Annotated in this window: 14 protein-coding genes and 2 pseudogenes; 4 read left to right on the top strand and 12 right to left on the bottom strand. The window is 72.6% G+C overall.

Annotation, left to right across the window (positions count from 1 at the left end; genetic code table 11):
* The first annotated feature begins 132 nt into the window (after nt 1-132).
* The gene (locus IE271_RS09090; RefSeq protein WP_190189692.1) at nt 133-660 is read left to right on the top strand and encodes a universal stress protein; all 528 of its coding nucleotides are present in this window, start codon (nt 133-135) and stop codon (nt 658-660) included.
* Nucleotides 661-983: 323 nt separating this feature from the next.
* On the opposite strand, the gene glmS is transcribed toward IE271_RS09090, so the two are convergent.
* Entirely contained in the window at nt 984-2,801 is a 1,818-nt protein-coding gene (glmS, locus tag IE271_RS09085; protein WP_190189691.1) for a glutamine--fructose-6-phosphate transaminase (isomerizing), read from the bottom strand.
* 61 nt (nt 2,802-2,862) lie between these two features.
* The gene (locus IE271_RS09080) at nt 2,863-3,120 is read right to left on the bottom strand and encodes a hypothetical protein (protein WP_190189690.1); all 258 of its coding nucleotides are present in this window, start codon (nt 3,118-3,120) and stop codon (nt 2,863-2,865) included.
* A 196-nt stretch (nt 3,121-3,316) separates the two neighbouring features.
* On the opposite strand from IE271_RS09080, the pseudogene IE271_RS09075 reads away from it, so the two are divergent.
* Nucleotides 3,317-3,691, top strand: a pseudogene (locus IE271_RS09075) (phosphoesterase); the annotation flags it as partial.
* Nucleotides 3,692-3,776: 85 nt separating this feature from the next.
* Here IE271_RS09075 and IE271_RS09070 read toward each other — a convergent pair.
* Nucleotides 3,777-4,662, bottom strand: a pseudogene (locus IE271_RS09070) (DUF4429 domain-containing protein).
* Between the two features lie 125 nt (nt 4,663-4,787).
* On the opposite strand from IE271_RS09070, the gene IE271_RS09065 reads away from it, so the two are divergent.
* Complete coding sequence (locus tag IE271_RS09065) at nt 4,788-6,386, top strand: beta-N-acetylhexosaminidase (protein WP_308435164.1); 1,599 nt, start codon at nt 4,788-4,790, stop codon at nt 6,384-6,386.
* Nucleotides 6,387-6,453: 67 nt separating this feature from the next.
* Here the strand turns inward: IE271_RS09065 and IE271_RS09060 are convergent, their stop codons facing one another.
* The 9 genes from IE271_RS09060 to IE271_RS09020 all read right to left on the bottom strand — a co-directional run bounded on the left by IE271_RS09060 (nt 6,454) and on the right by IE271_RS09020 (nt 18,963).
* A complete protein-coding gene (locus IE271_RS09060; protein ID WP_190189688.1) occupies nt 6,454-8,247 on the bottom strand; it encodes an IucA/IucC family protein in 1,794 nt (597 codons plus the stop codon).
* On the bottom strand, nt 8,244-8,789 hold the full coding sequence (locus IE271_RS09055; RefSeq protein ID WP_190189687.1) for a GNAT family N-acetyltransferase: 546 nt from the start codon (nt 8,787-8,789) through the stop codon (nt 8,244-8,246). The genes IE271_RS09060 and IE271_RS09055 overlap by 4 nt, the downstream gene beginning before the upstream one ends.
* A complete protein-coding gene (locus IE271_RS09050; protein ID WP_190189686.1) occupies nt 8,786-10,066 on the bottom strand; it encodes a lysine N(6)-hydroxylase/L-ornithine N(5)-oxygenase family protein in 1,281 nt (426 codons plus the stop codon). Before IE271_RS09050 ends, IE271_RS09055 begins: the two co-directional genes overlap by 4 nt.
* The gene (locus IE271_RS09045; protein ID WP_190189685.1) at nt 10,050-11,492 is read right to left on the bottom strand and encodes a pyridoxal phosphate-dependent decarboxylase family protein; all 1,443 of its coding nucleotides are present in this window, start codon (nt 11,490-11,492) and stop codon (nt 10,050-10,052) included. The genes IE271_RS09050 and IE271_RS09045 overlap by 17 nt, the downstream gene beginning before the upstream one ends.
* Before the next feature lie 254 nt (nt 11,493-11,746).
* Complete coding sequence (locus tag IE271_RS09040; RefSeq protein ID WP_190189684.1) at nt 11,747-12,790, bottom strand: ABC transporter substrate-binding protein; 1,044 nt, start codon at nt 12,788-12,790, stop codon at nt 11,747-11,749.
* Nucleotides 12,791-13,161: 371 nt separating this feature from the next.
* Nucleotides 13,162-14,322, bottom strand: coding sequence for an acyl-CoA dehydrogenase family protein (locus IE271_RS09035; RefSeq protein ID WP_190189683.1), 1,161 nt, complete (start codon nt 14,320-14,322; stop codon nt 13,162-13,164).
* 3 nt (nt 14,323-14,325) lie between these two features.
* The gene (locus IE271_RS09030; protein ID WP_190189859.1) at nt 14,326-15,255 is read right to left on the bottom strand and encodes a hydroxymethylglutaryl-CoA lyase; all 930 of its coding nucleotides are present in this window, start codon (nt 15,253-15,255) and stop codon (nt 14,326-14,328) included.
* Nucleotides 15,256-15,368: 113 nt separating this feature from the next.
* Nucleotides 15,369-17,321, bottom strand: coding sequence for an acetyl-CoA carboxylase biotin carboxylase subunit (locus IE271_RS09025; protein WP_190189858.1), 1,953 nt, complete (start codon nt 17,319-17,321; stop codon nt 15,369-15,371).
* Between the two features lie 25 nt (nt 17,322-17,346).
* Complete coding sequence (locus IE271_RS09020; RefSeq protein WP_190189682.1) at nt 17,347-18,963, bottom strand: carboxyl transferase domain-containing protein; 1,617 nt, start codon at nt 18,961-18,963, stop codon at nt 17,347-17,349.
* Nucleotides 18,964-19,049: 86 nt separating this feature from the next.
* Between IE271_RS09020 and IE271_RS09015 the strand changes: the two genes are divergently transcribed.
* Nucleotides 19,050-19,652 carry an SACE_7040 family transcriptional regulator gene (locus tag IE271_RS09015; protein WP_190189681.1) on the top strand — a complete coding sequence of 201 codons (603 nt, stop codon included), beginning with the start codon at nt 19,050-19,052 and terminating at the stop codon, nt 19,650-19,652.
* Nucleotides 19,653-19,785: the final 133 nt, after the last annotated feature.

Raw genomic sequence — 19,785 nt, 5'->3', positions numbered from 1 at the left:
CCGTCAGCGGGATCTGGGCAGTGGAGGAGTGTCGCCGTACCCTGGAGGGTATGGCCTTGGGAAGATGATTCCCGGACACAGCTCTGCCGCACGTTGTCGTCCCCTCCAGAGGATCCATACGCCGAGACACTCATGGCCGGTCACGAATTCTTCGATCCCGCGGACCGCAACCGCCCCGTAGCCGATCCCACGGCGGACGGGCCGTTGGCGGCGGAAGAGCCGCGCAGCTCCTGCGACCCCGCCTTCAAGCACGGCGTCGTGGTCGGCTTCGACGGGTCCACCTCCAGCGAGCGCGCCCTCGCGTACGCCATCGGCATGGCCCACCGCTCCGGCGCGGGCCTGATCATCGTGCACGTCGCCAACCGGCTGCCCACCACGGTCTGGGCAGGCTGCGAGCCGCCCGTCTTCGTGGAGGTCCCGGACCACCGCACCGAGGTCCTCGGCCTCGAACTGGCCTGTGCCGACTACCTCGCCGAGGTGCCCTGGATCCTCGTCGAGCGCGGCGGCGACATCTGCCACGAGCTGGAGGAGGTCGGGCGGGAGTACGAGGCGGACGCGATCGTCGTCGGCTCCACGCACGGCATCGCGGGGCGCCTCTTCGGCTCCGTCGCGGGACGGCTCGCCAAGCGCGCGCAGCGCCCCGTCGTCGTCATCCCCTGAGACGCACCCGCATCCCCCGGGGACTCTCCCGGAACGCCGCGGGGCAGCGGTCGCTCCTCTTGCCTGACGCCACGTCAGTTCCCTTGCGTACCGGCATAAATCTACCCGTGCGTAGAGGTGCCGCGCGCCCTCGGGGCGGGTACCAACCGGGCAGCCGAGACAACCGCGCACCGGGAGCGGGGCGAGCGGACCCCGTTCCCGGCGGGCCGGGGTAATTGGGCGGCTCCGGCCCGTGCGGAACGATCCCCGTGCGCTGGTGGCACGCACGGGGATCGTTCATGTTCCGGGGCAGGGCCCGGCCGGACCGGGCCGCCCCGGTCCGGCTACTCGACCGTCACGGACTTGGCGAGGTTGCGGGGCTTGTCGATGTCCCGGCCCAGCGCCAGCGCCGTGTGGTAGGCGAGCAGCTGCAGCGGGATGCCCATGAGGATCGGGTCCAGCTCGTCCTCGTTCTTCGGCACGACGATCGTCCGGTCGGCCTTCTCCTGCTCGCGGTGGGCCACGGCGAGGATCCTGCCGCTGCGGGCCTTGATCTCCTCCAGGGCCGCCCGGTTCTTCTCCAGCAGGTCGTCGTCGGGGACGATCGCCACGGTCGGCAGGGCGGGCTCGATGAGCGCCAGCGGGCCGTGCTTGAGTTCCGAGGCGGGGTAGGCCTCCGCGTGGATGTAGGAGACCTCCTTGAGCTTCAGCGACGCCTCCAGGGCCACCGGATAGCCGCGGACCCGGCCGATGAAGAGCATCGAGCGCGCCTGGGCGTACTCCTCGGCGAGCTTCTTGATCTCCTCCTCCTGCTCCAGGATCTCGGAGATCTGGGCGGGCAGCCGGCGCAGGCCCTCGATGATCCGCCTGCCGTCGGCGACCGACAGGTCGCGGGTGCGGCCCAGGTGCAGCGCGAGCAGCGCGAAGGCGACCGTGGTGTTGGTGAAGCACTTGGTGGAGACCACGCAGACCTCGGGCCCGGCGTGCACGTACATGCCGCCGTCGGCCTCGCGGGCGATCGCCGAGCCGACGACGTTCACCACGCCGAGGACGCGGGCGCCCTTGCGCTTCAGCTCCTGGACCGCGGCGAGTACGTCGTACGTCTCGCCCGACTGGGACACGGCGACGTAGAGGGTGTCGGGGTCGACGACCGCGTTGCGGTAGCGGAACTCCGAGGCCGGCTCGGCGTCCGCGGGGATGCGGGCCAGCTCCTCGATCATCTGGGCGCCGATCATGCCCGCGTGGTACGAGGTGCCGCAGCCCAGGATCTTCACGCGGCGGATCTGGCGCGCCTCGCGGGCGTCCAGGTTCAGGCCGCCCAGGTGGACGGTGGAGAACCGGTCGTCGATGCGGCCGCGCAGCACCCGGTCCACGGCCTCGGCCTGCTCGTGGACCTCCTTGTGCATGTACGTCTCGTGGCCGCCCATGTCGTAGGACTCGGCCTCCCACTCGACGGTGGTCGGCTCGGACGTCGTCCGGGTGCCCTCGGTGGTGTACGTGCGGAAGTCGTCGGCCTTGAGGGTGGCCATCTCGCCGTCGTCGAGGGTGACGATCTGGCGGGTGTGCATCACCAGCGCGGCGACGTCGGAGGCGACGAACATCTCCTTCTCGCCGATGCCCAGGACGACCGGGGAGCCGTTGCGGGCCACCACGATGCGGTCGGGGAAGTCGGCGTGCAGGACGGCGATGCCGTACGTGCCCTCGATGACGCGCAGCGCCTCGCGGACCTTGTCCTCCAGCTTCTCGGCCTGGGCGCGGGCGACGAGGTGGGTGATGACCTCGGTGTCGGTCTCGGAGAGGAACTCGACGCCGTCCGCCTCCAGCTTGCGGCGCAGGTCGCCGGCGTTGTCGATGATGCCGTTGTGGACGACGGCGACCTTGCCCTCACCGTCCAGGTGCGGGTGGGCGTTGACGTCGGAGGGGGCGCCGTGGGTGGCCCAGCGGGTGTGGGCGATGCCCGTGGTGCCGGCGAAGCGCTTGGGGACGCGGGCCTCCAGGTCGCGGACGCGCCCCTTGGCCTTGACCGTCCTCAGGCCGCCCGCCTTGGGGCCGGTGACGGCGATGCCCGCCGAGTCGTAGCCCCGGTACTCCAGGCGCTGGAGCCCCTCGAGCAGCAGAGGCGCCACATCGCGCTTGCCGATATATCCCACGATTCCGCACATGTGAGGCTTTCCCCGTCCCTAGGTCGTCAGGTGGTGTCGATCGAGGAGCGCGTCCGGCGGCTCAGCCGTAGACGATGCGGCGCAGCTGCCTCAGGGAGAGGCCGGGCGGCGCGACCGCGCGGTAGCGCAGCTCCTCCGCGATCCGCTCGAAGATCGTCGCGTTCACCAGCCCCAGGCTCTGGAGCTCCCGGTGGCGGCGGCGGACGTAGTCCTCGGTCGTCTCGTCGAAGTAGGCGAGGACGTCCTGGACGACCCGCAGCGCCTCGCCCCGGCCGAGGGGCGTGGTGCGTGTCAGATGGTCGACCAGTTCGTCGTGCACTCGGATGATCCTGAAGTACCGAAGGCCGTTTCGCAAGAATTCTGCCCGATATCGGGCAAGCCTCTGTTGAAGCTCTCATGAGGGGCTGTTCGCCGGCTGTCCACCCCGTGTCCCGCGCCCATTTATATGTAACGAGCAACTTCTTCCCCCCGTGGACACTCCACGCAGGGGGATACCCGAGGAGCTCGCCGGCCGCATGAGCATGGCCGAGCGGCACGAGTATCTGCGCGCCAGGTTCTCCCGGCGCAGGGTGATCAGGGGCGGCGCCGTGACGCTGGACGCCGTCGCGGGCGGCGCCTTCGTCCCCGGCGCCGTCGACCCTCCCGGCGGTCCGGCCGCCGTGCCGCGCGCCGGCCGGACCGCCGAGAGGGTCGACGGCGCGCTCGTCGCCCCCTTCGGCCGCCACCTCGCCTACGGCGCCGACCCGCGCACCGAGATGACCGTCTTCTGGCGGGTCCCGGTCGCGGTACGGAAGCCGTTCATCCGTATCGGCGCCCACCCCTGGGACCTGTCCCGCAGGATCGAGGCCGAGGTGCGCACCCTGCACACCCCGGCCGGCGTCGGCGCGAGCCGGGTACGGACCGCCACGTGCGGACCGGCGGGTCCCGGCGAACCGGGCCCGTCGGCGCCTTTCCCGGACCGGGGGAGGCGGTCCCTCAGAGGCGTTTGAGGACCGCCTGCTTGGCCACCGTGAACTCCTCGTCCGTCAGGACGCCCGACCGGTGCAGCTCGCCGAGTTCGCGCAGCCGGCGCAGCAGGGCGTCGTGGTCGGACTCCGCGGGCGGCGCGGCCTGCGCGCCCGGCCCGAGCGCTCTCAGGGGCGCGTCCGCGGGCGCGGGCGCCGACGGGTGCGGCAGCCGCGCCTGCACCGCCGCCGCGACCAGCGCCATCAGCGGGTCCTTCTTGAAGCCGTACAGCTCCACGGCGTTGGGGTCGTACTTCGGCGGGGCCTTGGTCGCGGCGGCGCGCACGTGGAAGCGCAGGTACCCGTTCTCCAGGCCCGCCGCCGGGTGCCACTCCACCGAGCCGATGTCGGCGAGGGCGAGCACGCGGGTGCCCGCGGCGGCCTTGGCCTCCTCGGTCTTCCAGTTCCACTCCAGGCGGACGTGCTCGCCGTCGAAGCCCGCCGTGCCGTCCCCGGCCGAGGCCGACACGGGCACCGGCGGGCCGGGCAGCAGGTACCGGTCGACGGGCGTCGCCGGGACCTGCTCCAGCAGCAGCGCGGTGCGGATCTCCTCGGCGACGTACTCCGCGACGCCGTGGCGGTCGGCGTCCACGGCCAGTTGGTACGGGTCCTGGGCGTCCGGCAGCCGGCCCCGGGTCCACCTGCAGCAGCGGGTCGGCGCCGTCGCGCAGCCGCAGCCTGAGCCGCCCGGACTTCCTGCCCGGCTCGAAGGAGACGCCGGCCACCGCCTCCAGCGGCACGGTGACCTCGCCCAGCGTCCGGCGGAGCAGGCCGACGCCCTTGTCGCGCCCGGGCACCAGCCGGACGGCGTCCGCCTCGAAACTCCATGTCCCGTCGCGCTGGATGATGTCCGCCATACGGGGATTCTGACATCCGCACCCGCGGCGAATGGTCTATACCTTGACCCGGCTCCGGGCCGACGGTATCCATGGGGCGTTCGGTTGCTCCGTACACAGACGCGACCCCGTCGAAGGGACCGTACGTGACACAGCACCACAGGACGACCCGGCTGCTCGGCTCGCTGCTCCTCGTGGCCGCCGCCGCCCTCACCGCCGGCGCGGCGCCCGCGGCCGCCGGACCGGCCGCCCCCACCCCGCTCGACCGGGTGGTCCCGGCCCCCGCCTCCGTGCACCCGGGCGGCCCCGGCTACCGCATCACCCCCCGTACCGCGATCCGCGTCGGCGACTCCCGCGAGGCCCGGCGGATCGGCGCCTACCTCGCCGGCGTGCTGCGCCCCTCCACCGGCTACCGGCTGCCCGTCACCTCCGGCGCGGGCCGCGACGGCATCCGGCTGCGCCTGGGCGCGGGCGACCGGGCGCTCGGCGACGAGGGCTACCGCCTCGACAGCGGCCGCGACGGCGTCACCGTCACCGCCCGCACGGCGGCGGGCCTCTTCCACGGCGTGCAGACCCTGCGGCAGCTGCTGCCGGCCGCCGTGGAGAAGGACACCCGGCAGCCCGGGCCCTGGCGCGTCGCGGGCGGCACCGTCACCGACACGCCCCGCTACGCCCACCGCGGCGCGATGCTGGACGTCTCCCGGCACTTCTTCACCGTCGAGCAGGTCAAGCGGTACGTCGACCGGCTGGCGCTCTACAAGGTCAACACCCTGCACCTGCACCTCAGCGACGACCAGGGCTGGCGCATCGCGGTCGACTCCTGGCCGCGCCTGACCACGTACGGAGGTTCGACGCAGGTCGGCGGCGGGCCGGGCGGGTACTACACCAAGGCCCAGTACAAGGAGATCGTCCGGTACGCCGCCTCGCGGTACGTGGAGGTCGTGCCCGAGATCGACATGCCGGGGCACACCAACGCCGCGCTCGCCTCGTACCCGGAGCTGAACTGCGACGGCGTCGCGCCCCCGCTCTACACCGGCACCGAGGTCGGCTTCAGCTCGCTGTGCGTGGGCAAGGAGGTCACGTACGACTTCGTGGACGACGTGGTCCGCGAGCTGGCCGCGCTCACCCCCGGCCGCTACCTCCACATCGGCGGCGACGAGGCGCACTCCACCAGCCACGAGGACTACGTGGCGTTCATGGAGCGGGTGCAGCCGATCGTCGCGAAGTACGGCAAGACGGTGATCGGCTGGCACCAGCTGACCGGGGCGGAACCCGCGAAGGGCGCCCTCGCCCAGTACTGGGGCCTGGACTCGACCGCCGCCGCGGAGAAGGAGCGGGTCGTCGAGGCAGCGAAGAACGGCACCGGGCTGATCCTGTCGCCCGCCGACCGGGTCTACCTCGACATGAAGTACGACGAGGACACCCCGCTCGGCCTGTCCTGGGCCGGGTACGTGGACGTGCGGCGATCCTACGACTGGGACCCGGGCGCCTACCTGCCGGGCGTGCCGGCGTCGGCGGTGCGGGGCGTCGAGGCGCCGCTGTGGAGCGAGACGCTCACGGACTCCGACGAGATCGAGTACATGGCCTTCCCGCGGCTGCCCGGGGTCGCCGAGCTCGGCTGGTCGCCCGCGGCCACGCACGACTGGGACGCCTACAAGGTGCGCCTGGCGGCCCAGGCGCCGCGCTGGGACGCGCTCGGCATCGCCTACCACCGGGCGCCCGGGGTGCCCTGGCCCGCGCGGTAGGCCGGGAGACGGCGACGGGCGCCCCCGGGACCGTCCGGGGGCGCCCGCCTGTCTCCGGGGGCCCGGGTCAGAGCCCGGCGAGGGGGTTCCTCAGGGTGCCGACGAGCTGGAGCGCTCCGGACGGGTCGGCGAGGTCCACCATCTGCTGGTTGTTCCGCAGCTGGAGCCGGTTGAGGCAGGACAGCGCGAACTCGGGGGCGAACAGGTCGTACTGCCGGAACTTGTCCGCGAGTTCGGGCGTGGCCTCCTGGTAGGCGCGCACGCGCTCGGCGACCGTGCGCCAGAAGTCCTCCTCCCCGATCACGCCCGCCGTCGCCAGGTTCGCGGCCAGGAAGCGGAAGAAGCAGTCGAAGACGTCCGTGAGGACCGACAGCAGCTTCATGTCCTCGGGCACCTCCACGCGGATGCGCTCCACCGCGGGCGGCAGCACCGCCTGCGGGTCCATCACCGCGATCTCCTCGGCGATGTCCTTGAAGACCGCCCGCTGCACGGCGCCGTCCTTCAGGACGAGGATCACGTTCTCGCCGTGCGGCATGAACACCAGGTCGTACGCGTAGAAGCTGTGCAGCAGCGGCGTGAGGTAGGCGTCCAGGTAGCGGCGCAGCCACTCGGCGGGCGCCAGGCCCGAGCGCTCGACCAGCGCGGCCGCGAAGGAGCCGCCCTCGTGGTCGACGTGCAGCAGGGACGCCATCGTCGCCAGGGACTCGCCCTCCCGCAGCGAGGGGACCGGGCTCTCCCGCCACAGGGCGGCGAGCATCTTGCGGTAGGGCGAGTAGCGGTCGGTGGCCCGCTCGTACTCCAGGTGCCGGTAGCCGACGGCGGCGCGCTCGCGGATCACCGACAGGCCCGTGGCCTTCAGCACCGGGTCGCTGTCGATCAGCTGGGCCAGCCAGTCGTTGATGGCGGGCGTCGCCTCCATGTAGGCGGCGGACAGGCCCCGCATGAAGCCCATGTTGACCACCGACAGGGCGGTCTTGACGTAGTGCTTCTCCGGCGCGCTCCGGTTGAAGAAGGTCCGTATGGACTGCTGCGCCAGGTACTCGTCGTCGCCCTCGCCCAGGCACACCAGGTGCTTCTGCGCGACCTCGGCGGCGAAGGTGACCGCCAGCTTGTTCCACCACTGCCAGGGGTGCACGGGGATGAGCAGGTAGTCGTCCGGGTCCAGGTCCTGCGCGCGCAGGGTCTTCGAGAAGCGGGCGAGCGTCTCCTCGCCCAGCTCGGAGCGGAGCAGCGACTCGTAGTCCAGGCCGGCGCCCGCGGTGAAGGCGGCCCGCGAGCGGTGCGCGGCCAGCCAGACCAGCCGCACCGGGCTCGCGGTCTCCGGCGCGAACGCCAGGTACTCGTGGACGCCGAAGCCGAGCCGGCCGTTGTTGGCCACGAAGCACGGGTGGCCCTCGGTCATGCCGGTCTCGATCGCCTGGAAGCCGGCGTCCACCAGCTCCGCCGAGGTGATCCGCGGCTTGGCGAGCTTGTAGCAGGTGCCGGAGAGGGTGGAGGAGATCTCCTCCAGGTACACCGGGAGGATCGCGTCGCTCAGCCCGAGCGCCTGCCGGAACTCGATGAAGAACTCCAGCGCCCGCAGCGGCGCCTCGGAGCCGTTGCGGTGCCGGGTGACGGACTCCGCGTCCACCTCCCAGTGGTCCAGGGCACGGCGCCGCGCGGCGAAGCGGTACTCCACGGCGCCGTCGTCGCTTCGGACGGCGTACCGCCCGTCGTCCTGCGGCTCGGGTGTGATCAGCCGCTCGTGCGCGAACTCGGCGAGCGCCTTGCGCACGAGCAGCCGGTTGGCCGCCGCCCAGTGCTCGGGGGTCAGGTGGGCCACCGCGTCGGGCAGGGGGGCGCCGGTCGGGTACGGGGTCATGCGGTCACTCCTCGGGCTGCCAGGTACTGCTCGCGCGTGCAGAAGGACAGCAGCGCGCGCTTCTCCGGCTTGTCGATCTCGTGCGAGGGGACGAAGCCGACGGCCTCGTTCAGCGCGTGGACGGCCTTGTTGCGGACGTCGGGCTCGACGACGACCCGGCGGACGGCGGGGTCCTCGAACAGGAAGTCCATCACCGCGCCGATCACGGCCCGGGTGAAGCCGTGCACCGGCCGGTCGGTGGGCGCCACCAGGAAGTGCATGCCGACGTCGCCGGGCTCCGGCTCGTACAGGCCCACCAGCTCGCGGTGGGCGGGGTCGTAGCGCTCCACGAGGAACGCGGGCTCGCCGTCGCGCAGGCCGAGGAACGCGTCGTGGTGCTCGTCGGCCGCGATGGCCATGTAGGCGCGCTCCACGTCCTCCGGCTTCGCGTCCTGCATCATCCAGAACGCCGCCTTGGGGTGGGTGACCCAGCCGTGCAGCAGCCCGCCGTCCTCGACCGGGTCCAGGGGGCGCAGGGTCAGGGTGCCGATGGTCTCGCTCATACCGCGAACTCCTGGAAGGCGATGGTCTTCTCGACGGGGTAGTACTCGCTGCCGAGCAGCTCGCGGATGATGTACGCGTTGCGGTACGCGCCCATGCCGAGGTCGGGGCTGGTGACGGAGTGCGTGTGCACCCCGCCGTTCTGGAGGAAGATCCCGCGTCCGGTGACGTCGACGGCGTAGTTGCGGGCCACGTCGAAGTTGCCGTGGGCGTCGTAGCGCAGCCGGTCGCGCACGGGCTCAAGGAAGGCCGGCTCGGTGAACCGGTAGCCGGTCGCGAGGACCAGGCCCTCGGAGCGCAGCTCGTAGTCCTTGCCCTGCTCCTGCTGGCGCAGGCCGAGGACGTACGTGCCGTCCTCGTACCGGGCGCTCTCCAGGGATGAGTTGGTGAGCAGCCGCACGGGCACGGGGCCGCCGACGCTCTTCTGGTACAGCAGGTCGAAGATCTCGTCGATCAGGTCTCCGTCGATGCCCTTGAACAGGCCCTTCTGCCGCTCGGCCAGCCGGTAGCGGGTGTCCTCGGGCAGCGCGTGGAAGTAGTCCACGTACTCGGGCGAGGTCATCTCCAGCGTGAGCTTGGTGTACTCCAGCGGGAAGAAGCGCGGGGAGCGGGTCACCCAGTTCAGCCGGTAGCCGTGGACGTCGATCTCGCCGAGGAGGTCGTGGAAGATCTCGGCGGCGGACTGGCCGCTGCCGACCAGCGTGATCGACTCCTTGGCCTGGAGCGCGGCGCGGTGCTCCATGTAGCGGGAGTTGTGCAGGAAGTCGCCGCCGAGGTCCCGGCAGGCGTCCGGAATGTACGGCGGGGTGCCGGTGCCGACGACGAGGTGCCGGGCGCGGAACGTCCCGCCGCCCTCGGTCCGCACCGCGTAGACCTCGTCCGCCTCCTCGTACACGACCTCGGTGACCGTCGTGTTGAAGCGGATGTTCGACAGCCGCGCGGCCGCCCAGCGGCAGTAGTCGTCGTACTCGACGCGCAGCGGGTAGAAGTTCTCGCGGATGTAGAACGAGTACAGCCGGCCGGACTCCTTCAGGTAGTTGAGGAAGGAGTACGGGGAGGTGGGGTCGGCGAGGGTCACCAGGTCCGACATGAACGGCGTCTGCAGGTGCGCGCCGTCCAGGAACATGCCGTGGTGCCAGGCGAAGTCGGGCTTGGACTCCAGGAAGACGCCGTTCAGCTCCTCGATCGGCTCGGTGAGGCAGGCGAGGCCGAGGTTGAACGGGCCGAGTCCGATCCCGACGAAGTCGTACGGGGACGTGGGGTCAGCAGGCGCGGTCAAGGGAGGCTCCCAGGTACTGCTCGGCGTGGCCGGCGATCAGGTCGAGGACGGCGGTGATGTCGTCCACCGTCGTCTCGGGGTTGAGCAGGGTGAACTTCAGGTAGTGGCGGCCGTCGACCTTGGTGCCCGCCACGACGGCGTCACCGGAGGCGAACAGGGCCTTGCGGGCGTAGAGGTTGGCGCGGTCGATCTCGGCGGGGTCCGTGACGGAGTCCGGGACGCACCGGAAGACCAGCGTGGACAGCTGGGGCTCGACGACCACGTCGAAGCGCGGGTCGGCGGCCAGCAGCCGCCAGCCCTCGTGGGCCAGGTCGCAGACCTCGTCGAAGAGCCCGCCGACGCCGTCGGCGCCCATCACGCGCAGCGTCATCCACAGTTTGAGCGCGTCGAAGCGGCGGGTGGTCTGCAGGGACTTGTCGACCTGGTTGGGCACGCGCTCGCGCACCATGCGCCGCGGGTTGAGGTACTCCGCGTGGTACGTGGCGTGCCGCAGCGTGGCGGAGTCGCGCACCAGCACGGCGGAGGAGCTCACCGGCTGGAAGAAGGACTTGTGGTAGTCGACGGTGACGGAGTCGGCCCGCTCGATGCCGCGGATCCGGTCCCGGTTCTTCCGCGAGACCAGCAGCCCGCAGCCGTACGCGGCGTCCACGTGCATCCACGTGCGGTACCGGTCGCACAGTTCGGCGATCTCCGGCAGCGGGTCGATGGACCCGAAGTCCGTGGTGCCCGCGGTGGCGACGACGGCCATGGGGGTCAGCCCCTCGGCGGCGCAGCGCTCCAGCTCGCGGGCGAGCGCGACCGTGTGCATCCTGCGGTCGCGGTCGACGGGGACCGACACCACCGCGTCGTCGCCGAGGCCGAGCAGGGTGGCGGACTTGCGGACGCTGAAGTGGCTCGCCTCGGAGGCGAAGACGCGCAGCCCCGCGGGGGCGGCCGGCTTGGCCTCCTCGCGGGCGAGCAGCAGCGCCTGGAGGTTGGACTGGGTGCCGCCGCTGGTGAAGACGCCGTCGGCGGCGGGGCCGAAGCCGATGCGCCCGGCGGTCCAGTCGATCAGCCGGCGCTCGATGAGGGTGCCGCCCGCGGACTGGTCCCAGGTGTCCAGCGAGGAGTTGACGGCGGACAGCACGGCCTCGCCGACGACCGCCGGGATGACCACCGGGCAGTTGAGGTGGGCGAGGTAGCGGGGGTGGTGGAAGTAGACGGCGTCCCGCAGGTAGAGCTCTTCGAGTTCGTCGAGGGCGGCGGACGTGTCGTGCAGGGGGCGGTCGAGGTCGATCCGGTCCAGGGCGGGGGCGAGGTCGTCGGCCGTGACGCCGGTGAACGGCCGTTCCGTGGCGGCGATTCTGGCCGCCACCCGCTCGATTCCCTCGGTCACGGAGCGTCGGTACCGCTCCGTGGTCGTGCCGTTGAGCAGGTGCGAGCGCATGTGGGTTCCTTCGACGACAGATGGGGACGATGTCGCGACGTTTCAGTTAGGTTAGCCTAACCTCACCAGCGGTGGAACACCGCCCCCATCTGGCCCTTTTCGCCTCGGGCATATGCCCCTGTCTCAGGCGCCCTCACATGGCGGGGCCGCCCCGTCCGCGCGGCCCCTGAGGGCGGACGAGCGGGACGGGGCGGCCTCGGCCGTCGTCGAGGGGGCCCTGACGGCGTGTCGGGGAGGGCCGCAGTGGAAGAGGGTCAGCCGACCTTCTTGGCGTTCTCGATGGCCTCGGCGAGGTTCTCCAGGAGCGGGGCGCACTTGTCGTAGGACAGGATCGGCTCCGCGTCGCGCTCGATGACCTGACCGGCCTTGACCGCGGGGAGCTGCTTCCAGGTGGCCTCGGTGATGTCGGCGGGCTGGATGGCCGACGTGCGGTTGTCCATCATGATGATGTCCGCCTTGTACTTGTCGACGTTCTCCCAGCTCAGGTTCTCGAACCAGCCGCCGCTCTCCTTCTTGGCGGACTCCGGGGGCTCGATGAAGTTCACGCCGAGCGCCTTGAAGTACTCCAGGTCGATGGAGAGGTTCGTGCCGGAGACGTAGAAGATCGACTCGGAGGCGGAGCCGACGAGGACCTTGATGTCGGGGTGGGCCTTGGCGGCCTTGCGCAGCCGGGCGGCGGCGTCCTCGAAGCGCTTCTTGGCGCTCGTGATCTTCTCGGACCTCACGTCGGCGCCGAGGGACTCCGCCAGCTCCAGCATGCGCTGCAGCGGCTCGGTCAGCTGGCGGTCGTAGACCGAGATGCCGACGCTCGGGGCGAGCTTGAGGATCTTGTCCTTCGACTCCTCGGGGACGTACCAGAGGGTGCCCGCGTCGTCGAACATCGTGGAGATCAGCACGTCCGGGGCGAGCGCGGCGTACTTCTCGATGTTGAACTGGCCCCACGCGTTGCCGAGGACCGTCACCTTGGTGACGTCCATGTCGCCGGCCTGCACGTCGGCCTTGCCGTCCTTGGTCGTGGTCGGGCCGAAGACGCCCTTGACCTCGACGCCGTAGTCGTACAGGGCGGCGGCGACGCCGGTGAAGGCGACGATGTTCGCCGGGGTCTTGTCCGTCTTGGCGGTCTCGCCGCGGTCGTCCTTGAAGGACCAGGGGCCGGAGTCGGCCGCCGCCGTCGAGTCCGAACCGCCGTCCTCGGAGTCGCTGCCGCCGCACGCGGCCAGGGCGGCGCCGAGGCCGAGGGCGCCGCCGGCGGCCAGGATGCCGCGGCGGGTGAAGCGGGTGGCACGGGCGTTGGACATGGCTGTTGACTGCTTTCGGAGGTGGGGCGGAACGCCCGCAGGACAAAATCAAAGGTAGGTTAGCCTAACCTCATGATTTTGGTCAGTATCCGGCATCGCCTCCTGACGCATCCACCCCTTTGACCTCCGGGGCGGCCCCCGCCGCGACACGGCCCCGAGCGGCGTCGCCCGAGGCCGGGGCCGCCGCCCGGCGCCTCGAATCCCGCGTCGGCCCGTGAGCCCCCGGGACGACGCGCGCGCCCCTTGCGCCGGCCGCCGGCCCGTGCCCGCCACGGACCCTCCGCGGGCCGGCGCCTCCATGGGCCGGCGCCTTCGCGTCGGCCCGGAGGTGCCGGCTCCCGCCTCCCGGTGCCGGACCGTGGAGCCCGGTGTCAGCCCGCCAGCCCCAGCTCGCGGGCGATCAGCATGCGCTGCACCTCGCTCGTGCCCTCGCCGATCTCCAGGATCTTGGAGTCGCGCCACATGCGGGCCACCGGGTACTCGTTCATGAAGCCGTAGCCGCCGTGGACCTGGGTGGCGTCGCGGGCGTTGTCGACCGCGACCGTCGAGGAGTGGAGCTTGGCCAGCGCGGCCTGCTTCTTGAACGGCTCGCCCGCCACCAGCCGGGACGCCGCGTCGCGCCAGGCCAGCCGGGCCGTGTGCGCCTTCATCTCCATGTCCGCGATCTTGAACTGGATGGCCTGGTTGGCGCCGATGGGCCGGCCGAAGGCGTGCCGCTCCTTGGCGTACTTCACCGACTCGTCCACGCAGCCCTGCGCGAGCCCCGTGGCGAGCGCGGCGATGGCGATGCGGCCCTCGTCCAGGATGCGCAGGAACTGCGCGTAGCCGCGGCCCGCCTCGCCCAGCAGGTTCGCGGCCGGGACGCGCACGTCGCTGAAGGACAGCTCACGGGTGTCGGAGGCGTTCCAGCCGACCTTCGAGTACGGGGCGGCGACCGTGAAGCCGGGGGTGCCGGAGGGCACGATGATCGCCGAGATCAGGGGCCTGCCGTCCGGCTTGTGCCCCGTGACCGCCGTGACCGTCACCAGGCCCGTGATGTCCGTGCCGGAGTTGGTGATGAAGCACTTGCTGCCGTTGATCACCCATTCGTCCGTCGCCTCGTCCAGGCGGGCCGTCGTGCGCGTCGCGCCCGCGTCCGAGCCGCCGTCGGGCTCGGTCAGGCCGAAGGCGCCCAGGACCTCGCCGGAGCACAGCCGCGGCAGCCACGTGCGCTTCTGCTCCTCCGTGCCGAACAGGTGGATCGGCATGGCGCCCAGCGAGACGCCCGCCTCCAGAGTGATCGCCACCGAGGAGTCGACCCGGGCCAGCTCCTCCAGCACCAGGCCGAGGGCGAGGTAGTCGCCGCCCATGCCGCCGTACTCCTCGGGGAACGGCAGCCCGAACAGGCCCATCCGGCCCATCTCGCGGACGATCTCGTACGGGAACTCGTGCCGCTCGTAGAAGTCGCCGATCCTGGGCGCCACCACGTCGTGCGCGAACTCCTCCACGGTGCGGCGGAGTTCTTCCAGCTCGGGTGAGAGCCTGTGGTCCATGGGTCACTGCTCCTTGTGGGAGTCGGCCGTGAGGGCGCGGACGGTGCGGGACGGGCTGGGACGGCCCAGCCGTTCGGCCATCCACACGCTGGTGGCGGTGAGCCGGCCGAGGTCGACGCCGGTGTCGATGCCGAGGCCCCGCAGCATCCACACGAGGTCCTCGGTGGCGAGGTTGCCGGTGGCGCTCCTGGCGAAGGGGCAGCCGCCGAGGCCGCCGGCGGAGGCGTCGACGGTGGTCACGCCGTACCGGAGGGCGGCCAGGGTGTTGGCGAGCGCCTGGCCGTAGGTGTCGTGGAAGTGGACGCCGAGGGCCGCGACGGGCACGCCCGCCTCGTCCAGGGCGGTCAGCAGGGCCCCCACGTGCCCGGGCGTCGCGACGCCGATGGTGTCGCCGAGGCTCAGCTCGTCGCAGCCCATGTCCAGCAGGGCCGTGCAGACGCGGACGACCTGGGGGACGGGCACGGCGCCCTCCCACGGGTCGCCGAAGCACATGGAGAGATAGCCGCGCACGTGCGCCCCGTCGTCCTTGGCGCGGGCCACGACCGGCGCGAACATCGCGAGGGACTCGTCGACGGTGCGGTTGAGGTTGGCGCGGGCGAAGGACTCCGTGGCGCTGGCGAAGACGGCGATGCGGTCGGCGCCGAGCGCGAGCGCCCGGTCCAGGCCCCGCTCGTTCGGCACCAGGACCGGCAGGTCCACCGGCAGGTCCGAGACGAGCGGGAACAACTGCTCGGCGTCGGCCAGCTGCGGCACCCACCTGGGGTGCACGAAGCTGGTGGCCTCGATCGTGGTCAGGCCCGCGTCGGCCAGGCGGCGGATGAACTCCGCCTTGACCTCGGTCGGGACCGTGCCGGGCTCGTTCTGCAGGCCGTCGCGGGCGCCGACCTCGTGGACGCGGACCCGGGCGGGCAGGCCCGGGTCCGGGACGGTCATGGGCAGGCCGGGGGCGGGGGTGTCCGTGCCGGACCCGCTCCGCGCGCCGCCGCCCTGACCTCCGCCGCTGTCCTGGCCGCGGCTGCCGCCACCGCCGCCGTTCTCGGGGGCCGTCATGCCGTCGCCTCCTGCGCCGCGCCGTCCTCGTGGGGCGCGACCACGGCCAGCACCTGGTCCATGGCGACCGCGGTGCCCGGGGCGACGCCCAGCTCCGTGACGGTGCCGGCGTGCGGGGCGGCGATGACGTGCTCCATCTTCATCGCCTCCACCACCAGCAGGCTCTGCCCGGCGGCCACCTCGTCGCCGACGGCCGCCTTCACGACGGTGACCGTGCCGGGCATGGGGGCCGTGAGGGAGTCGGCGCCGGAGCGCGCGGCGCCGCTGAGTGACGCGGCGACCGGGTCGTGGTCGCGCACCTGCCAGGCGTCGCCGTCCCGGCCGAGCCAGTCGCCGGCCCGGTGGAAGGAGTGGCGCACGCCGTCGACGGTGACGTGTACGCGGTCCTCGGTGACCGTGTGCTCCCCGGCGGGGGAGTGCCGTACGGGGTCCGCGCCCGGCACCCGCAGGTCGAAGGAGGCGGGCCTCGCCTCCCCGCCCAGGCGCCAGCCGCTCGGCACCGCGAACGGGTCCGTCCAGCCGTCCCCTGCGGGCGTCAGCGCGGCCAGCCGCACGGCCGCCGCGGCCTCGTACACCTCCGGCGGCACCCCGCCCCCGGCCAGGGAGTCCGCCTCCCGCTCGACGAGCCCGGTGTCCAGCTCGCCCGCGACGACGGCGGGGTGGGCGAGCAGCCGGCGCAGGAAGCCCGCGTTGGTCTGCACGCCCAGGGTGACCGTCTCCGCGAGGGCCGCCCGCAGCCGCCGCAGGGCGGTGTCCCGGTCCGGACCGTACGCGATCACCTTCGACAGCATCGGGTCGTAGAGGCTGCCCACCTCCGTGCCCTCGCTGAGCCCGGAGTCGGTGCGCACGCCCTCGCCGTGCGGCTCGCGCAGCCGCAGCACCGTGCCGCCCGAGGGCAGGAACCCGCGCGCGGGGTCCTCGGCGCACAGGCGCGCCTCGACCGCGTGACCGGTGAGCGCGATGTCGTCCTGCGCGTACGGCAGTCGCTCGCCCGCCGCGACCCGCAGCTGCCACTCGACCAGGTCCAGGCCCGTGACCAGCTCCGTCACCGGGTGCTCGACCTGGAGGCGGGTGTTCATCTCCATGAAGTAGTACGCGCGGGGGTCGCCGCCGGGGACGATGAACTCCACCGTGCCCGCGCCGGTGTAGCCGCAGGAGCGGGCCGCCTGGACGGCCGCCTCGCCCATCGCCGCGCGGGTCGCCTCGTCCAGCAGAACGCTCGGCGCCTCCTCGACGATCTTCTGGTGGCGGCGCTGGAGGGAGCACTCGCGCTCGCCGAGGTGGACCACGGTGCCGTGGCCGTCGGCGAGGACCTGGATCTCGATGTGCCGGGGGCTCTCGACCCAGCGCTCGACGAGGAGGGTGTCGTCGCCGAAGGAGGCGCGGGCCTCGCGCCGGGCGGCCGCGATCTCGTCGGCGAGCAGCGCCTCGTCGCGCACCAGCCGCATGCCCTTGCCGCCGCCGCCCGCGCTGGGCTTGAGCAGCACGGGCGTGCCGATCTCCCGCGCGGCGGCGGCCAGTTCGGCGTCGTCCAGACCGCTGCCGGACGAGCCCGGCACCACCGGGACGCCCGCCGCCCGCACCGTCTCCTTGGCGCGGATCTTGTCGCCCATCAGGGCGATCGCGTCGGCGGGCGGCCCGACGAAGACGAGCCCGGCGTCGGCGCAGGCCCGCGCGAACGCGGCGTTCTCCGCGAGGAAGCCGTAGCCGGGGTGCACCGCCTGCGCGCCCGTCCGCGCGGCCGCGTCCAGCAGCCGCTCGACGGACAGATAGCTCTCGGCGGCGGGCGCGGGCCCGATCCGCACCGCCGTGTCGGCCTCCCGCACGTGCCGCGCGTCGGCGTCGGCGTCGCTGAAGACGGCCACCGAGCGCACGCCCAGGGAGCGCAGCGTACGGATGATCCGTACGGCGATCTCGCCCCGGTTGGCCACCAGGACCGTGTCGAACATGCTCATCCTGCGTTCTCCTCCCCGCTCACATCCGGAAGACGCCGAAGCCCGGGTCGCCCAGCGGGGCGTGGGCGCAGGCGGTCAGCGCGAGCCCCAGCACCTGCCGGGTCTCCATCGGGTCGATCACGCCGTCGTCCCAGAGGCGGGCCGTCGCGTAGTAGGCGCTGCCCTGCTCCTCGTACTGAGCGCGGATCGGGGCCTTGAAGCTCTCCTCCTCCTCGGCCGGCCAGCTCTCGCCGCGCGCCTCCAACTGGTCGCGCTTGACGGTGGCGAGGACGGAGGCGGCCTGCTCGCCGCCCATCACGGAGATCTTGGCGCCCGGCCACATCCACAGGAAGCGCGGCGAGTACGCCCGGCCGCACATGGAGTAGTTGCCCGCGCCGTACGAGCCGCCGATCACGACCGTCAGCTTCGGCACGCGCGTGCAGGCCACCGCCGTGACCATCTTGGCGCCGTGCTTGGCGATGCCGCCCGCCTCGTAGGAGCGGCCCACCATGAAGCCGGAGATGTTCTGGAGGAAGACGAGCGGGATGCCGCGCTGGTCGCACAGCTCGACGAAGTGGGCGCCCTTCTGGGCGGACTCGGAGAACAGGATGCCGTTGTTGGCGACGATCCCGACCGGGTGCCCGTGGACACGCGCGAAGCCGGTGACGAGGGTCTGCCCGTACTCGGCCTTGAACTCGGCGAAGCGCGAGCCGTCGACCACGCGCGCGATCACCTCGCGCACGTCGTACGGGGTGCGGGAGTCCACCGGCACCGCTCCGTACAGCCCGGCCGGGTCCACCTTCGGCTCGACGGAGGCCCGTACCTCCCAGGGCGGCGGCGCGCCCCCGGGCAGCGTGGAGACGATGGTCCGCACGATGCGCAGCGCGTGCGCGTCGTCCTCCGCGAGGTGGTCGGTGACCCCGGAGACGCGGGAGTGGACCTCGCCGCCGCCCAGCTCCTCGGCCGTGACGACCTCGCCGGTGGCGGCCTTCACCAGGGGCGGGCCGCCCAGGAAGATCGTGCCCTGGTCGCGTACGATCACGGCCTCGTCGCTCATCGCCGGGACGTACGCGCCGCCCGCCGTGCACGAGCCGAGCACGGCCGCGATCTGCGGGATGCCGGCGCCGGACATCCGGGCCTGGTTGTAGAAGATCCGCCCGAAGTGCTCGCGGTCGGGGAAGACCTCGTCCTGCATCGGCAGGAAGGCGCCCCCGGAGTCCACCAGGTACAGGCAGGGCAGGCGGTTCTCCAGCGCCACCTCCTGGGCGCGCAGGTGCTTCTTCACCGTCATCGGGTAGTACGTGCCGCCCTTGACCGTGGCGTCGTTGGCCACGATCACGCAGGTCCGGCCGCTCACCCGGCCGATCCCGGCGATCACGCCCGCCGCCGGGGCCTGCCCGTCGTACATCCCGTCCGCCGCCAGCGGGGCCAGCTCCAGGAACGGCGAGCCCGGGTCCAGCAGCGCGTCCACGCGGTCGCGCGGCAGCAGCTTGCCGCGCGCGGTGTGCCGTGCCCTCGCCCGCTCGCCGCCGCCCAGCCGGGCCGCCGCCAGCCTGTGCCGCAGCTCCTCGCCGAGCGCGCGGTGCGCCGCCTCATTGGCCTTCCAGGCCTCCGACGCGGGATCCGCCGCACTCGTCAGCTCCGGTGCCTCCTGCATCGCGCAGTCCCCTCATTCTTGTTAATGAGCGTTAACGCCTCGGGCTAAGGTTAACGACCGCTAACCACACTGTCTAGAATTGATCCATGACCACCAGGACCGACGCCCCCACCCGCCGCGAGCAGATCCTCAGGGAGGCGGCGCGGCTCTTCGCCGAACGCGGCTTCCACGGCGTCGGCGTGGACGAGATAGGCGCGGCCGTCGGCATCAGCGGCCCCGGCCTCTACCGGCACTTCGCGGGCAAGGACGCGATGCTCGCCGAGCTGCTCGTGGGCATCAGCGAGCGGCTGCTGACGGGCGGCAGGCGGCGGGTCGCGGAGGCCGCGGGCGACCCGGAGGCGGTCCTCGACTCGCTGGTCGAGGGGCACATCGACTTCGCCCTCGACGACCGCCCCCTGATCACCCTGCACGACCGCGAGCTGGACCGCCTGCGGGACAGCGACCGCAAGCTCGTGCGCCAGCTCCAGCGGCAGTACGTCGAGCTGTGGGTGGCGGCGCTCCGCGAGGTCCGCCCCGGGCTGCCGGAGCCGTCCGCGCGGGCCGCCGTGCACGCCGTCTTCGGGCTGCTCAACTCCACACCGCACCTCGGCCGCCCCGGGGCGCTGCCCGGCCGGACGGCCATGGCGGCGCTGCTGCACCGGATGGCGCGGGGCGCCTTCGCGGCGGCGGCCGAGGGGCAGGGGGAGTAGGCGTCCGCGGCCGCGGGGCCGGCCGGGGCCGGCCGGGGCGGTGCCCGCGGCCGCGGCCGAGGGGGCGCCGGGGTGACGCGGGTCTCTGGACGGCTGTCGTGACCGGCGGGTAACCTGACGTCTGAGCAAGCGC

Origin of the sequence: Streptomyces minutiscleroticus, from assembly GCF_014650875.1 — a bacterium.
Lineage (GTDB): Bacteria > Actinomycetota > Actinomycetes > Streptomycetales > Streptomycetaceae > Streptomyces > Streptomyces minutiscleroticus.
Note: the sequence above shows the minus strand (reverse complement) of the source record. Positions and strands in the feature narration are given on the sequence as shown.

Excerpts from the sequence above, each read along its gene's own strand:
- IE271_RS09020 (WP_190189682.1), bottom strand. The coding sequence starts at position 18,963 with ATGCAGGAGGCACCGGAGCTGACGAGTGCGGCGGATCCCGCGTCGGAG.
- IE271_RS09045 (WP_190189685.1), bottom strand. The coding sequence starts at position 11,492 with ATGCGCTCGCACCTGCTCAACGGCACGACCACGGAGCGGTACCGACGC.
- IE271_RS09025 (WP_190189858.1), bottom strand. The coding sequence starts at position 17,321 with ATGTTCGACACGGTCCTGGTGGCCAACCGGGGCGAGATCGCCGTACGG.
- IE271_RS09055 (WP_190189687.1), bottom strand. The coding sequence starts at position 8,789 with ATGAGCGAGACCATCGGCACCCTGACCCTGCGCCCCCTGGACCCGGTC.
- IE271_RS09090 (WP_190189692.1), top strand. The coding sequence starts at position 133 with ATGGCCGGTCACGAATTCTTCGATCCCGCGGACCGCAACCGCCCCGTA.
- IE271_RS09030 (WP_190189859.1), bottom strand. The coding sequence starts at position 15,255 with ATGACCGTCCCGGACCCGGGCCTGCCCGCCCGGGTCCGCGTCCACGAG.
- IE271_RS09040 (WP_190189684.1), bottom strand. The coding sequence starts at position 12,790 with ATGTCCAACGCCCGTGCCACCCGCTTCACCCGCCGCGGCATCCTGGCC.
- IE271_RS09060 (WP_190189688.1), bottom strand. The coding sequence starts at position 8,247 with ATGACCCCGTACCCGACCGGCGCCCCCCTGCCCGACGCGGTGGCCCAC.
- glmS (WP_190189691.1), bottom strand. The coding sequence starts at position 2,801 with ATGTGCGGAATCGTGGGATATATCGGCAAGCGCGATGTGGCGCCTCTG.
- IE271_RS09035 (WP_190189683.1), bottom strand. The coding sequence starts at position 14,322 with ATGGACCACAGGCTCTCACCCGAGCTGGAAGAACTCCGCCGCACCGTG.
- IE271_RS09015 (WP_190189681.1), top strand. The coding sequence starts at position 19,050 with ATGACCACCAGGACCGACGCCCCCACCCGCCGCGAGCAGATCCTCAGG.